Here is a 15,157-nt window from a genome sequence, read left to right as displayed (position 1 = left end):
TACATGAAAGCTTAATTAATGCATTGCTATAAATAAAAATCTGCCTTAGTAAGGTAGACTTTTATTTTCCCTTACACACTTATCCCCATGTTATCTCAATGGATGGCTTACACTTTTTTAATTTAATTTTTCCAGAACACTCTTGTTAGCCTCTGGAAAATCATACTCACTTAATCCACTTGCACTCACCCAGCGCACTTCTTGATCTAAGTGAGAGCACACTTCACCCCGATACTTTTCAACCAGATAAAAATATAAATTCAATTGCCGATCGCCATAATCAAAATACACATGTTCAAGCAAATGATAATCAATGGCTACCAAACCGACTTCTTCTTCTAGCTCACGACACATCGCCTGAGCGGGTGATTCTAATGGCTCTACTTTGCCACCCGGAAACTCCCATTTCCCTCCTTGATGGCGCGTTAAGCCTCTAAGGCTCAATAAATATTGCGCCTTTTGATTTTTTACAATACCGATACTAATTTCTATTATTTTCATATTCTTTACACAAAAAAAATGACTCATAATGAGTCATTTTATTAAAAAAGATAAATTTAACCTAATTTACCATGACATTGTTTATATTTTTTACCAGAGCCACAAGGACAAGGCTCATTACGCCCTACTTTTCGATCCGTGCGCACGAAAGTATCATGCCCATCTGAGATTGAATCTTGAGCATCTGCATCGCTGTTTACTTCCGCATGCTGCATTTCAAGTTTAGCGCGTAACTGTGCTAAGCGATGTTGCTCTGCTATCGCATCGACTTCTTGTTGGCTTTGCACTTGCACCTTAGATAAAATAGCCACGACATCATGCTTTAAGTTTTCTAACATTTCTAAAAACATTTCAAACGATTCGCGTTTATATTCTTGCTTAGGATCTTTTTGCGCGTAACCACGTAAATGAATACCTTGGCGGAGATGATCCATCGCTGCTAAATGCTCTTTCCATAAAGTATCAATCGTTTGTAACATAACCGACTTTTCAAAGCCGTTTAATACTTGTATACCGACTTGCTCTTTTTTGGCTTGATAAGCGGCGCTTGCTGCCGTTAATATATTTTCACGAATTGTTTCTTCTGCAAGATTAGGCTCATCTTTTAACCAGTTTTGAATCGGCAGCTCAACTAAAAATTCACTTTTTAAGCGGCGCTCAAGTCCCGAAAGATCCCACTGCTCTGTTAATGACATTGGAGGCACGTATTGATCAATACACGTATTAAAGACATCATCCCAAATATGCTCTATCGTCTCATTGATCTCTTCTGAGTCCATCACACCATTACGTTGCTGATAAACAACTTTACGCTGATCATTGGCCACATCATCAAAATCGAGTAAAGATTTACGCATATCAAAGTTGCGTCCTTCAACTTTACGTTGTGCGTTTTCAATAGCGCGCGTTACCCATGGATGCTCTATCGCTTCTCCGTCTTCCATGCCTAATTTTTTCATCATGTTCGATACTTTTTCTGATGCAAAAATACGCATCAGAGGATCTTCCATTGATAAGTAAAAACGACTTTCACCGGCATCACCCTGACGACCAGAACGACCACGAAGTTGATTATCAATACGTCGAGACTCATGGCGCTCTGTCCCTATAATATACAAACCACCGGCGGCAATAACTTCATCGTGCTCAGCTTGCCAAGCCGTTTTCTCAGCGTCTATTGCAGCTTCAGAGCAATCGCCAAGTTTTGCAATACGGGCGTCAAGATTACCACCTAAAACAATATCGGTACCACGTCCTGCCATGTTAGTTGCAATAGTTACCGAGCCTAAAGCGCCGGCTTGCGCTACGATATCCGCTTCTTTTTCATGGAACTTTGCATTTAACACACTGTGTTTAATGCCTGATTTTTCCATTAATTGGGATAATAACTCCGAATTTTCAATTGAAACAGTACCCACTAAAACAGGTTGGCGACGCGTTAAACGCCCTTTAATATCTTTGACAATCGCAGCATACTTTTCGGTTTCAGTTAAATAAACCAAGTCGCCACCATCAAGGCGTGTCATCGGCTTATTCGTTGGAATAACAATGGTCTCTAAACCATAAATAGATTGAAACTCAAACGCTTCCGTATCAGCCGTACCCGTCATACCTGATAATTTTTCATACAAACGGAAAAAGTTTTGGAATGTGATAGACGCTAAGGTTTGATTTTCATTTTGAATACTAACATTTTCTTTGGCTTCAACTGCTTGATGCAAACCTTCAGACCAGCGACGACCAGGCATAGTTCGCCCAGTATGCTCATCAACAATAACCACTTCACCTTTGTCATTAACGATATATTCAACGTCTTTTTCAAATAATGTATGGGCGCGTAAAGCTGCCGTTACATGGTGTAATATCGTAATACTAGATGCCGCATATAAAGATTGGTTCTCTTCAAGTAGGCCTCTTTCGTGTAAAATATTTTCTACTTTTTCTTGACCACGTTCAGTAAGGAGAACCTGTTTATTTTTCTCATCTATCGTGTAATCACCCTCACCGATATACTCTTCCGTATCTTCTTTATCTTGACGCGTTAATAACGGGATAACAGAGTTTAATTGCGTGTACAAACTTGAATCACCATCAGTTGGTCCTGAGATGATCAAAGGCGTACGCGCTTCATCGATTAAGATAGAATCCACTTCATCGATAATGGCGTAATGTAACGGTTTCATTACACGCTGAGATGCATCAAATGCCATATTGTCGCGTAAGTAATCAAAACCAAATTCATTATTGGTGCCGTAAGTAATATCCGCAGCATACGCTTCTTTTTTTTCTTCTGATTGCATGCCCGATAAATTAATGCCCACACTTAAACCTAAAAACTCATACAGTTTTGCATTCCAAAGTGCATCACGTTTTGCTAAATAATCATTCACGGTAATAACATGTACGCCCTTACCGGATAACGCATTTAAGTAGGCAGCTAATGTAGCCGTTAATGTTTTACCTTCACCGGTGCGCATTTCTGCGATTTTATTTTCATTTAAAACCATGCCACCAATTAATTGAACATCAAAATGACGCATGCCAAATACACGTTCAGAGGCACTACGCACAACAGCAAAAGCTTCGACTAAAAGACTATCTTCCGTTTCTCCAGAGGCAAGGCGCGCTTTAAATTCTACGGTTTTTTCTTTTAACTGCGTATCAGTCAACGCAGTCATCTCAGGCTCTAATTTGTTTATTTCTATAACGAATTTACGTAATTTTTTTAAGTAGCGGTCATTGCGACTGCCTATTATTTTTGTTAGTAATTGTGTGATCATTGTATTTGTCTCATCATGTAAAAATATATTAAATTTTATTTGGCGGATTTTTTTTCATTATTTTGTCGCCGCAAATAATAATTTGGATTAATGCGCTTATCTCTTTTTAAAACCTCATAATGCACATGTGGCCCTGTTGACCTACCCGTGCTTCCCATCAATGCAACTTGTTGCCCTTTTTTAACAACATCGCCCACTTTTACTGATACTGACTGTGCGTGCGCATAACGCGTTACAAACCCCTTTCCATGGTTGATTTCGACCATTTTTCCATAACCACTGCGATGCCCAGAATAACTAACAACACCTGCTGCCGTTGCAATAATCGGCATCCCCATAAAACCGGCTACATCAACTCCTTTGTGCGACCTAAATTTCCCAGAAAAGGGGTCTTTACGCAAACCAAATGGCGAAGATAACCAAGATCCAGAACCTTTAACGGGGCGACCTGAAATATACAACTGATTTATGACGTGGTGTTTATCTAATGCGATTTCAAGGAAAGTGAGTTGATTTTTTTTGTTTTTAAGATCAACATCAAGTTTTTCAATCTTATTGAGCAAAGGTAAAAATGCACTTGCTTGTATATCTATCGTTTGTAGTCTGTCATTTTTAGGTTGCACACTAAAATCAAATTCTTTTTTTGGTAGATCTGATTTCTCAATAACCCGAGATCCTAACGCATTGAGTTGCTGTAGTTGGGCTTGAAGCTGGCTAATTTTTTGAGTTAATATTTGGAGTTTTTCATCCGTTTGCACTTTAATTAAATACAAATATTTGTCTTTTTCTACTTCTTTTTTTAGCATCGCATCTACTTTAAATGCATTAAACTGACCTTGGTAATGATCTTGGATCAACCAAATAGTAGCCATAATAAAGGCACTAAAAAAAACACAAACCAATAAAAATTGATTTTTTGTTAAAGAAAACAGAAGATCTGTTTTCTCTCTTGAATAGATAACCGTTATACTCATAGCTCTTTTTTCACTATAGATAAAAAATAAATGACTAGAATCTGTCAGCCTAAACCCATCTCTTCTCTATTGGAAAAAAATAGCTTACAACATGATGCTTCACTCATGACTCAACTTAACATTCTACTACAACACCAGCTAAAACAACATAAGATAGACGGTTGCCGTATAGGAAAATTAAAAAATGGGAGCTTGCTTATAGAAATGCCGAGCGCCTTATGGCAACAACGCTTGCAATTTATACGTAATGACCTCATGAGTGCATTACGCCAGCAATATCCGGCATTAGTCAGTATTAAATTTAAAGTTAACCCCAAACTTAATCTGTTAAAAAAGACCGTTAAACGAAAACCTCGAAATCAAATGAAAGTGGCGGCTAAAATGCCAATCGATGTCGCGAATTCTTTTTTAGCATTAGCTGAAAATGCAGAGCCCGAGCTAAAAAAAGCATTACAATCTTTGGCTAAATATGCAAAAAAAGAATAAAAAAAACCCGTTAATATTGATATTAACGGGTTTTTTAACAATTTTTTATTAAAAGGCTAAAGCAGGCTCAACATATTGTACGGGAGACTCGGTAGCTTCATCTTCAAAAGTAACCATTTCCCATGCTTCTTGATCGGCTAACAGAGCGCACAAGAGTTTATTATTTAAAGCATGCCCGGTTTTAAACGCTTTTAAATGTCCTAAGATAGTATGTCCTGACAAATATAAATCGCCGATAGCATCTAATACCTTATGTTTTACAAATTCATCTTCGTAACGTAAACCTTCTGGGTTTAGCACGCGAAACTCATCTAAACCAATGGCGTTATCAAGGCTTGCACCCAGAGCAAGATTATTGGCTTGTAATTGCTCAATACCTTTCATAAATCCAAATGTTCTGGCGCGACTGATCTCTTTTACAAACCATTCACCCGAAAACTGACTTTTAATGTGTTGATTTTGACCTTCAAAAATAGGGTGATCGAAATCAATTTTAAAATCTAAGCTGAAGCCATTATCTGAAGGTTGCAACTCCGCAAATTTACCTTCTTTTTCATCTTCGACGCGAATTGTTTTTTTCACGCGGATAAATTTTTTCGGTGTATTAAGCTCGGCAATACCGGCAGCTTGTAATAAAAAGATAAAGGGACTTGCACTACCATCCATTACTGGAATTTCTGGTGCATCAACATCGATGATAATATTATCAATACCGAGCCCAGCAAGGGCTGCCGAAAGATGCTCAATCGTCGAAATTTTATCGCCTTGTTCATTGACTAAACAAGTACATAATAAGGTTTCTTGCACGGCATGAGCGTGCGACTTAAACGTAACAATGGGATCTAAATCAATACGGCGGTAAACAATACCCGTATTGGCGCTAGCAGGATGCAACTCAATGGTTACTTTTTTCCCTGAATGCAAACCGATACCGGTTGATTTCACGCTTTTCTTTAATGTTCTTTGTTTGATCATTTTTAATCCTCCCACTAGTCACTTTAAACACGCACACTATATCAGTTTGAGACGGACATCACAAATCAGTGATTTTTTATGCCCGCCATTCTTTATGCGAATTTAACTGTTCTATTGTTGATATTTTTATCCGCTTCGTTATTAAGAAAGCGGATATAAAATATATTAATCGGCTTGTTTACGTAAAAAAGCAGGGATATCTAAATAACTACCTTCTGGTTTTTTAACGTCTTCTGTTACTTTTTTCTCTTCCACTTTAGTGGCTGTTTCCACTTTTTTGTCTTCAGAAATGATTTTTTCTTCGACAACGGCGGTTTCTAAAGGTAACGCTATTGGATCTGATTTTACTGGGCTTACATCAGATCGACGAACACCGAGTCCAGTGACAATAACTGTCACGTGTAATTCTGCATTATCGATACTTGGATCAACCGTAACACCAATAATGATTTGTGAGTCGTCTGATGCAAATTCACGTAATGCGTCACCGACCGTCTCATATTCATCCCAAGTAAAGTCCATACCTGCGACAATATGCACTAATACACCACGTGCATTAGATAAATCAACATCTTCAAGTAAAGGACATGCAATCGCTTGCTCTACCGCTTCTTCTGCGCGCTCTTCACCCGTTGCAATACCAATTCCCATCACAGCGGTCGTGCCAGCTTCGGTCATCACAGTACGTACATCAGCAAAATCGATGTTAATTTGGCTGTCTTCATTATTAATTATTGCAGAGAATCCAGAAACTGCATCATACAACACACCATTAGCGGCTTCTAATGCACCCAGAAAACTCACGCCTTTAGGTAATGATTTTTGTAATTTGTCATTAGGAATAATTAAAAGAGAATCAATATGCTCAGAAAGGCGTGCAATACCTTGATCTGCATAGTTAATGCGTTTTTTGCCTTCGAAAAATGACGGTTTAGAAACAACGCCAATAGTCAGCGCGCCCAATTCATTAGCAATTTCAGCAACAACTGGAGATGCCCCCGTTCCTGTACCACCACCCATACCGGCAGCAATAAAGACAACATCTGCACCTTCAAGTAATGCGCGAATATTGTCTTTATCTTCAAGTGCAGATTTGTAACCAATCTCAGGATTTGCGCCCGCACCAAGGCCATGCGTAATACTCGCACCTATTTGCAAACGAACATCGGCTTTAGATGATCGTAATGCTTGTGCATCCGTATTCAAAGCAATGAATTCAGCACCTTTCAGCCCTTGTGCAATCATATGATTAATTGCATTACCACCACCACCACCGACACCAACAACTTTAATGACGGCTTGCTCTCTGTGCTCTTCATCGACTATTTCAAACATTTGCTCTTTTTCCACTGTATTTAAATCATCAGACATTATGTATACCACCTTGATAAACAAATATATCGCTCAATTTTTCATTAAAATTCTTTCTTTATCATAGCTTTTAATTTATTAAACATTTGCATAAAACGACTTTCTTGATGCACGTCTTGCATCTCAGAATACTCATTATTTTTATAGCGTAATAGACCTAGGGCAGTTGAATATGCAGGAGACTCTACCTTATCTGTTAAGCCTTGTATATTTTGCGGTTTACCTATTCTAATTTGCATATTATCAAAAACATTTTCAGCCACACTCACTAAGCCTTCTATTTGTGCCGCGCCACCTGTGATTACAATCCCCGCTGCCAACTGACGTTGTAAGCCTTTCGTTGCAAAGCTACTTTCTAATTTATACAGCTCTTTTTTCACTAAGCCAAGTAACTCACTATAACGGGGCTCGATAACCGCTAACAAATCTTGACGAGGGATCTGCTTTGTTGCACGCCCCCCCACACCAGGTAACTCTATTAACTCACCTAACGTATTATTATCTAACACTAAACAGCCATGTTTTATTTTTACTTTTTCAGCAGACGGTAACGGTGAACTAAAAGCGATTGCAATATCACTGGTTACTGAATTTCCTGCATAATCAAGAACAACACTATGTTGTAATGCCCCACTAATATAGACTGATATATCCATTGTGCCACTGCCCATATCAACAACGCACACACCTAAATCTTTTTCATCTTCACTTAAAATCGCACTACTTGAGGCGACCCCTGAAAATGTCAGTTGATCAATGCATAATCCACAACGCTCAACCGCTTTTTCTAAGTTTTTAACTAAGTCATTATGGCAAATAATCAGATGTACATCTGCTTTTAATTTTACGCCAGAAAGACCGATAGGATTATGGATCCCACTTTGAGAATCGATGGAATAGCTTTGCGGAATAACATGTAATAAGCGCTGATCATCACGAATTTTTATCGAACGCGCATTATGTAATACACTTTCAACATCATAAGCACTCACTTCATGATCCTCGATAACCCAAGTCCCCGAGACATTAAGCGAGGTAATATGCGCACCTGATATCGATAAATTAATCGATGTTACTTTGCAATCAGCCATTTCTTCGGCTTCTGCCAATGCCTGATAAATGGCCATAACCACAGAATCTAAATCTGTAACAGCGCCTTTATCTACGCCTTTAACGGCAGCCTCCCCAACACCAACAATATTAATGTTACCATTATCAAGATGCTCACCAATGATCAACACGATTTTATTGCTACCAATATCAAGACCGACGGTATAACTACTTTCCATATCTAACACTCACTTTTTCTTTTGTTTCCAGCCAATAGCAAAACCTGTATCGTAACGTAAATCGACATAATCAATTTTATCGATATCGTATTTCCGTTCTAATAACGGAAATACCTTTAAAAAGTTTTGAATACGATCTAATTTTTGCTCTTGTCCTAAATTTAATTTAAAACTATTTTTAAGTACTATCCGTGTCGCTTGTCGTGCATCATTTTCTAATGACGCTATTTCAAAATCATTCACTTTTAATAATTGGCTAATTCTTTTATAAGATATCAACACATCATTTGCGAATTCATCTTTTCCATACAGAGAAACGTATTCCCCTTTTAATCCTTTTGGTGATGCATATACTATTTCACCAAAACGATTCAATAAATTTTTATCATTCCAAATAGCCACTATCGATTGTTCCACAATATGGATCTTGATAGTCGCGGGCCAACGCTTACGAATTGAGGCAGAATACACCCAAGGTAAAGCTTCTAACTGATGTTGTATCTCTGCAATTTCAAGCGTAAAGAAATTTAATCGGTCTTTTTGCTTAATTAGTATGTTACGTACATCTTGTAACAAAACATGCTTTTTCTCTCCGGTTAATATCAGTTCAGTCAGCGGTAATGACTGCTCATCAGTTAACCATGTTTTAATTTTTATAAAACTGTTTGCGATCAAGTACACTAGACCAATAAAGAATAACAAACTCAACAACTTAGGTAAATTTATTCTTTTTATTTTTACAGTTATATGCGATATATTTAACATAAGCAATTATTAAGCCAACGTTTGCGTTAATATTTCCAACACTAACTGTTCAAAACTATAGCCCGCTTGCTTCGCAGCCTTCGGCACTAAACTCGTTTCAGTCATGCCCGGCACACTATTAATTTCGAGTAAAAACCACTGTTTATTAGTGTCACGCATAAAATCTACGCGCCCCCAACCTTGGCAACCAATGGATGAAAAAGCGGCATTTGCCAATTTATTAAGCGTTTGCATCTCTTGATCATCAAGGCCACAAGGACAGTAATATCGTGTTTCCGTCGACTGGTATTTTGCTTGATAATCATAAAAATCATTGTCAGTTGCCATTTTTATAGCTGGCAACGCGGCGCCAGAAAGCATTGATACAGTGTATTCTTCGCCTTCTATCCACGTTTCAAGTAACACTTTTTTATCAAACTTAAATGCATCTAATAATGCCTTATTTAAGTCTTCGACATTATCTACTTTTGCCATGCCAATACTTGAGCCTTCGTTAACAGGCTTAACCATCACTGTTCCTGACAATTCTTTTAGTATATCTTTTGCTTGCGAGGGATCATAGTGGTTTTTGATGATAATTTGATATTTAGCAGTGGGTAAACCGACACTTTTCCAAATTTGTTTCGTTTTTGACTTATCCATCGTAATGGCAGAGCTTAAAACGTCGCTACCCGTGTAAGGTATTTGTAAATAGGTGAGTAAACCTTGTATTGTACCGTCTTCACCACCTCGACCATGTAAAACAATAAAGGCACGATCAAAACCTTGTGCTTTAAGTTGTGTTACATCATCGATTTTAGGATCTATCGCAATAGCATTAATGCCTTGCGCAACTAAGGCGGATAATACCGCTTGCCCAGATCTTAAAGAGACTTCGCGCTCAGCGCTCGTTCCGCCAAATAATACGGCAACTTTACCAAAATTTAAGCTCATGACGGTGTACTCTCTTGTTTCATTTTTTCAATATCTAATTTAAAAGCAGCTAATGTTTTCACCACTGCCCCTATATTTCCTGCACCTTGCGTTAACACTAAATCGCCATCTTCCATTATCTCAGCTAACGCTGCCGGTAATGCTTCTGGCGAGGGTACAAAAATAGGCTCTTTATTACTTTGCAAACGAATAGTGCGACATAATGATCGACTATCCGCCCCTGCAATTGGCGCCTCTCCTGCACTGTACACATCAAGTAATAATAATTGATCTACTTGCGCTAAAACATGAGCAAACTCTTCATAAAGATCTCGCGTTCGTGTATAGCGATGAGGCTGATACGCCATTACTAAACGCTTTTCAGGCCATCCAGCACGTACGGCATTTATCGTCGCTTGCACTTCGGTTGGATGATGACCATAATCATCAACCAATAAAACATTGCCTCGCCCTGTTGCAAACTCACCATATTGCTCAAAGCGGCGCCCTATACCTTCGAAATTATGTAGCGCTTCAATGATGAATTCGTCATCAATATTCTCTTCCATTGCCACTGCAATAGCAGCTGCTGCATTTAACGCATTATGCTTACCCGGCAAATTAAGTTGCACTTTAAGCACATCTTTATTCACACGATGTAAATCAAATTCACAGTGACTCCTTAATTGTGAAAAATTAGAGATACGAATATCTGCTTGCTCATGGAAACCATAAGTCACACATTGACGCGCGAATCGAGGGATCAAGCTTTCGACGACACTGTCGTCTAAACACACCACAGCCGTGCCATAAAAAGGTAAATTTTGAATGAAGCGCACAAAGGTATCTTTTAAAATTTCAAAATCGCCTTGGTAAGTATCCAGATGATCGGCTTCAATATTTGTAACCACTGATATCATTGGCTGTAGATGTAAAAAAGACGCATCACTTTCATCGGCTTCGGCAATTAAATAACGACTTTGCCCTAATTTTGCATTGGTACCCGCACTGTTCAACAGTCCACCAATCACAAAGGTAGGATCTAGTTTTGCTTGTCCAAATATACTTGCTATCAAACTCGTTGTGGTGGTTTTTCCATGCGTTCCTGATATTGCTATACCGTGACGATAACGCATTAACTCTGCCAACATTTCAGCGCGGCGCACTACGGGAATACGTGCTTGCTCAGCAGCTAATAATTCGGGATTGTTAGCATCGATAGCGGTTGATACCACCACCACAGAGGCGCCATAAATATTTTTTTGCTCATGGCCAATAAATATTTGCACGCCTAACGCGCGTAAACGGCGCACCACTGCATTTTCTGCTATATCAGAGCCTGTGATTTTATAGCCTTCATATGCTAATACTTCGGCAATGCCTCCCATTCCAGCACCACCAATACCAACAAAATGGATTTGTTTAACACTGCGCATTCCAGGGATAGTAGTGCGTATTTGTGCAAGATCTATATTTTTCATAATGAGTTATTCTTTTTATTCGTTAAAAGGGTTTCTTCACAGATAATGGCAACTCTCTCGGTTGCATCTATGATCGCACTTTCTTTGGCATTTTTAGCCATCACACTCAGTAATTCTCTATTTTGACTGAATGTCGACAAATAAGCACTTAATTTATCTTTACTAAGATCTTTTTGCGCTAATAATAATGCGCCTTGCTTCGTCACTAGCGATTGTGCATTTTTTGTTTGATGATCATCAACGGCATAAGGTAGCGGTACAAAAATAGCTGGTAAGCCAACGACGGCGACTTCTGCAACAGTTAATGCGCCCGCACGGCAAATGATCACATCAGCCCACGCATAAGCACTGCCCATGTCATTAATAAATTCTTGCACGTCTGCATTGATGCCTTTTTCACGATAAGCGCGCTGTAACGACTCAAAATGACCTTTACCACTTTGATGTAAAACACTTAATGTCTGAGCGTCAAAGTCAGCAATAACGCTTGGCAATAAATCATTTAATACTTTCGCCCCCAAACTGCCACCCACGACCAATACTTTCAATGCTTCTTTTTTAGACGATATTTTTTTTATGGGCAGAGATAAAAGCGATTTTCTAACAGGATTACCTACTAAAACAGCCTTCTTAGTGTTAAACGCACCCGAAAAGCCCATTAATACCTTTTTGGCAAAGCGCGATAATATACGATTAGTCAATCCAGCCACCGCATTTTGCTCGTGCAATATGACAGGGATCCCTAAACTCCAAGCAGCAAGCCCACCAGGGCCACTCGCAAAACCACCCATGCCTAACACCAAATTAACTGAGCGTTTTTTTAACACTTTACGTGCACTCACAAACGATTTAAGGATATGTATCGGCGCCATTAGTAAGGCTTTAAAACCATTTCCACGTACGCCAACAACATCGATAAAATCAATCTCATACCCATATTTTGGGACGAGTTGTGCTTCCATGCGGTTTTTTGTGCCCAGCCAGCTCACCTGCCATCCTTTATCACGCATGGTATCAGCAACCGCAAGCCCCGGAAATACATGACCTCCGGTGCCACCTGCCATCACGAGTAATGTTTTATTGCTCATTTATTTTAATTTCCTTTTTTTTACGTGCCGTTTTTTTCTGGCCATCGACATCCTTGTCATCAATATTTCGCCTTTCAAAATCAATTCTTAACAGTAGCCCAACCGCAAGAGCAATGGTCAATAAGCTTGAACCACCATAACTCACTAAAGGTAATGTTAAGCCTTTCGTCGGCACCATTCCTGATGCAGCCCCAACATTTACCGCTATCTGAAAAAAGAACCATATCGCAATACCTATCGCGACATAGCCTGAAAACACCAAATTATGTTGTAATGCCTTTTTACCAATCGAGAATGCTTTGTACACCAAGTAAAATTCTAAAATGATAACAATGGTTACCCCAATAAAACCTAATTCTTCTGCTAAAATAGCCATAATAAAATCAGTGTGTGCTTCAGGAAGGTATTCTAGTTTTTGGACAGAATTCCCCAGCCCCTCACCAAATATACCGCCTCGACCAAATGCCATTAATGACTGTGTTAATTGATAACTTCGACCAAAAGGATCTGCCCATGGATCCATAAACCCAAAAACACGTGCCATGCGATAGGGTGATACTAAAATTAAAGCCACAATAACGGCCAATAATGAGATCATTATGCCAATAAAAGAGATAAGTTTTGCATCGGCAATAAAAAGCATTCCCATCATCACCACCACAATAACAACCGTAGAGCCTAAATCTGGTTGTAATAACAATAATAATGAAAAGCCCGACAATATGATCAATGGCTTTATAAAACCTTTGATCGTATCAATCACTTCTTCTTGGCGGCGCACAAGATAACTGGCTAAAAATATAATAATGGCAAGCTTAGCAAACTCTGATGGCTGTATATTAATCATGCCGATACGTAACCAGCGATGCGCGCCATTCACTTCTGTGCCGACAATAAGAACAGCAAGCAAACCTAAAAAGGCGATACCTAGGAGTAACATTTGTCTTTCATACCAATGACGCACCGGAATACACACCATCCCCGCTATGGTCAACAAACAAAGTACGACATACAATGAATGCCGTTTTAAAAAACGAAAAGGATCATCAGATATGCTGATCCCTTCCTGAATAGAGGCAGAAGCCACAATCACCATGCCAATCGCCATCAAGCAAAAGGTCACAACGAGTAACTTCCTATCATAAGGGAGCGAGTCTACTTTCTCAGGCTTAAAGCAAGCCTTTAATGTTTCAAGTTTAAACATGATATTTTTTTTCCAAGGCATTAACGAGTGTTTTAAAGTGATCGCCACGTTGCATAAAGTTTTTATACATATCAAGGCTTGCACAAGCGGGGCTAAACATCACTATATCGCCAGCAGTGGCGGCTTGCTCTGCTAAACACACCGCCTGCGCTAAATCATCAACACGTTGAATGCGAGGATCCACGCTTGCAATTAAAGCTGCATCTTCGCCAAAACAAAAGATATCGCCTTGAACTTCATTAAAGACAGGCCGTAATAGAGAAAAATCGGCCCCTTTGCCTTGTCCCCCTAAAATCACATGCACTTTTCCGGAAATGCTCTGCGATAACCCCATCAATGCAGCCTGCGTTGCACCAACGTTGGTACCTTTAGAGTCATTTATCCAACGCACGCCGTGCACTTGTGCTACAAATTCACAGCGATGCTCTAACCCTTGATAATTTTCTAACACCGCTAGCATTATATTTTTATCAAGACCGACTGCATCCCCAAGTGCTAAAGCTGCTAAAGCGTTCATCCAATTATGTCTGCCACTGAGTTTTAATTTTTTTACGTTAAGTAGCGTTTCACTACCCATACTAATGAACGTTTCATTGTTTTGTTTTACAAGCTGAAAATCTGCATTTTCAGCGCCAAAACAGATCTGATCTAATGCACAAGACAAAGGTTTAGTTTGCGCATCTTCAATATTAAACAAGGCTTTTTTGCATTGCTGATAAATAATATGTTTGCTTTGAATATAATGATCATATGAGCGATATCGATCTAAATGATCGGCACTAATATTTAAAATGGTGGCAATGTCTGCATTTAAAGACGTGGTTGTTTCTAATTGAAAACTCGAAAGTTCTAAAATATATAAGTTAATATTAGGATCTAACAAATCTAAAGCAGGGGTGCCAATGTTTCCGCCGATCGCGACGTTTAATGGACTCGCGCTTGCCATCTCGCCTAATAAACTGGTTACCGTTGTTTTTCCGTTGGATCCGGTGATAGTGACCACTTTGGCATGTGCATAAGACGGCGTCTTAAGCACCCGTGCAAACAGCTCTATATCACCGATAAGCTCACAACCCGCATCTTTAACCTGTTGTAATGCCGGCGTCGCCAAAGCAATACCCGGACTTACCACCAACAATTTAAAATTAACTAAGAAAGACGCATTAAGAGGACCACAAAAAAGTTCAACACGCGCATCTAACTTATCTACGCCAGGAGGATGCTCACGTGTATCAAAAAGACTCACCTGATAACCTGCTCGTAAAAGAAAGTTAACACTCGATATACCACTTTTTCCGGCACCTATTACTGCGACTTGCTTTTTTGACATT

At 39.1% G+C, this 15,157-nt stretch carries 13 protein-coding genes; 1 reads left to right on the top strand and 12 read right to left on the bottom strand.

Going from position 1 to position 15,157, the window contains the following annotated elements:
* Positions 1 to 117 precede the first annotated feature (117 nt).
* From mutT to PCNPT3_RS03705, 3 genes are read right to left on the bottom strand one after another with little or no spacing between them, the layout of a single operon-like run.
* Positions 118 to 501, bottom strand: coding sequence for an 8-oxo-dGTP diphosphatase MutT (mutT, locus tag PCNPT3_RS03715; protein WP_015464532.1), 384 nt, complete (start codon positions 499 to 501; stop codon positions 118 to 120).
* Between the two features lie 56 nt (positions 502 to 557).
* Entirely contained in the window at positions 558 to 3,281 is a 2,724-nt protein-coding gene (gene secA / locus PCNPT3_RS03710) for a preprotein translocase subunit SecA (protein WP_015464531.1), read from the bottom strand.
* Between the two features lie 35 nt (positions 3,282 to 3,316).
* Positions 3,317 to 4,255: a M23 family metallopeptidase gene (locus PCNPT3_RS03705; protein WP_015464530.1), complete on the bottom strand. Its 939-nt coding sequence runs from the start codon at positions 4,253 to 4,255 to the stop codon at positions 3,317 to 3,319.
* 30 nt (positions 4,256 to 4,285) lie between these two features.
* Between PCNPT3_RS03705 and PCNPT3_RS03700 the strand changes: the two genes are divergently transcribed.
* Positions 4,286 to 4,741 (top strand): DciA family protein, encoded by a 456-nt coding sequence (locus PCNPT3_RS03700; RefSeq protein WP_015464529.1) that lies wholly within the window; start codon positions 4,286 to 4,288, stop codon positions 4,739 to 4,741.
* A gap of 48 nt (positions 4,742 to 4,789) precedes the next feature.
* Here the strand turns inward: PCNPT3_RS03700 and lpxC are convergent, their stop codons facing one another.
* The 9 genes from lpxC to murD all read right to left on the bottom strand — a co-directional run bounded on the left by lpxC (position 4,790) and on the right by murD (position 15,156).
* The gene (gene lpxC, locus PCNPT3_RS03695; RefSeq protein WP_015464528.1) at positions 4,790 to 5,716 is read right to left on the bottom strand and encodes a UDP-3-O-acyl-N-acetylglucosamine deacetylase; all 927 of its coding nucleotides are present in this window, start codon (positions 5,714 to 5,716) and stop codon (positions 4,790 to 4,792) included.
* 165 nt (positions 5,717 to 5,881) lie between these two features.
* Complete coding sequence (gene ftsZ, locus PCNPT3_RS03690) at positions 5,882 to 7,087, bottom strand: cell division protein FtsZ (protein WP_015464527.1); 1,206 nt, start codon at positions 7,085 to 7,087, stop codon at positions 5,882 to 5,884.
* A gap of 44 nt (positions 7,088 to 7,131) precedes the next feature.
* Positions 7,132 to 8,376, bottom strand: a complete 1,245-nt coding sequence (ftsA, locus tag PCNPT3_RS03685) for a cell division protein FtsA (RefSeq protein WP_041771389.1) — start codon at positions 8,374 to 8,376, stop codon at positions 7,132 to 7,134.
* 9 nt (positions 8,377 to 8,385) lie between these two features.
* Positions 8,386 to 9,078, bottom strand: a complete 693-nt coding sequence (locus PCNPT3_RS03680; RefSeq protein ID WP_015464525.1) for a cell division protein FtsQ/DivIB — start codon at positions 9,076 to 9,078, stop codon at positions 8,386 to 8,388.
* A 72-nt stretch (positions 9,079 to 9,150) separates the two neighbouring features.
* The gene (locus PCNPT3_RS03675; RefSeq protein WP_015464524.1) at positions 9,151 to 10,074 is read right to left on the bottom strand and encodes a D-alanine--D-alanine ligase; all 924 of its coding nucleotides are present in this window, start codon (positions 10,072 to 10,074) and stop codon (positions 9,151 to 9,153) included.
* Positions 10,071 to 11,534: a UDP-N-acetylmuramate--L-alanine ligase gene (gene murC, locus PCNPT3_RS03670; RefSeq protein WP_015464523.1), complete on the bottom strand. Its 1,464-nt coding sequence runs from the start codon at positions 11,532 to 11,534 to the stop codon at positions 10,071 to 10,073. The genes PCNPT3_RS03675 and murC overlap by 4 nt, the downstream gene beginning before the upstream one ends.
* Positions 11,531 to 12,622: an undecaprenyldiphospho-muramoylpentapeptide beta-N-acetylglucosaminyltransferase gene (gene murG, locus PCNPT3_RS03665; protein ID WP_015464522.1), complete on the bottom strand. Its 1,092-nt coding sequence runs from the start codon at positions 12,620 to 12,622 to the stop codon at positions 11,531 to 11,533. Before murG ends, murC begins: the two co-directional genes overlap by 4 nt.
* Positions 12,612 to 13,826: a putative lipid II flippase FtsW gene (gene ftsW, locus PCNPT3_RS03660; RefSeq protein ID WP_015464521.1), complete on the bottom strand. Its 1,215-nt coding sequence runs from the start codon at positions 13,824 to 13,826 to the stop codon at positions 12,612 to 12,614. Before ftsW ends, murG begins: the two co-directional genes overlap by 11 nt.
* Positions 13,819 to 15,156: a UDP-N-acetylmuramoyl-L-alanine--D-glutamate ligase gene (gene murD / locus PCNPT3_RS03655; protein WP_015464520.1), complete on the bottom strand. Its 1,338-nt coding sequence runs from the start codon at positions 15,154 to 15,156 to the stop codon at positions 13,819 to 13,821. Before murD ends, ftsW begins: the two co-directional genes overlap by 8 nt.
* Position 15,157: the final 1 nt, after the last annotated feature.

It is taken from the genome of Psychromonas sp. CNPT3, from assembly GCF_000153405.2.
Classification (GTDB): Bacteria; Pseudomonadota; Gammaproteobacteria; order Enterobacterales; family Psychromonadaceae; genus Psychromonas.
The sequence above is the reverse complement of the archived record's forward strand: the minus strand, read 5'-3'. Positions and strand labels throughout refer to the sequence as shown.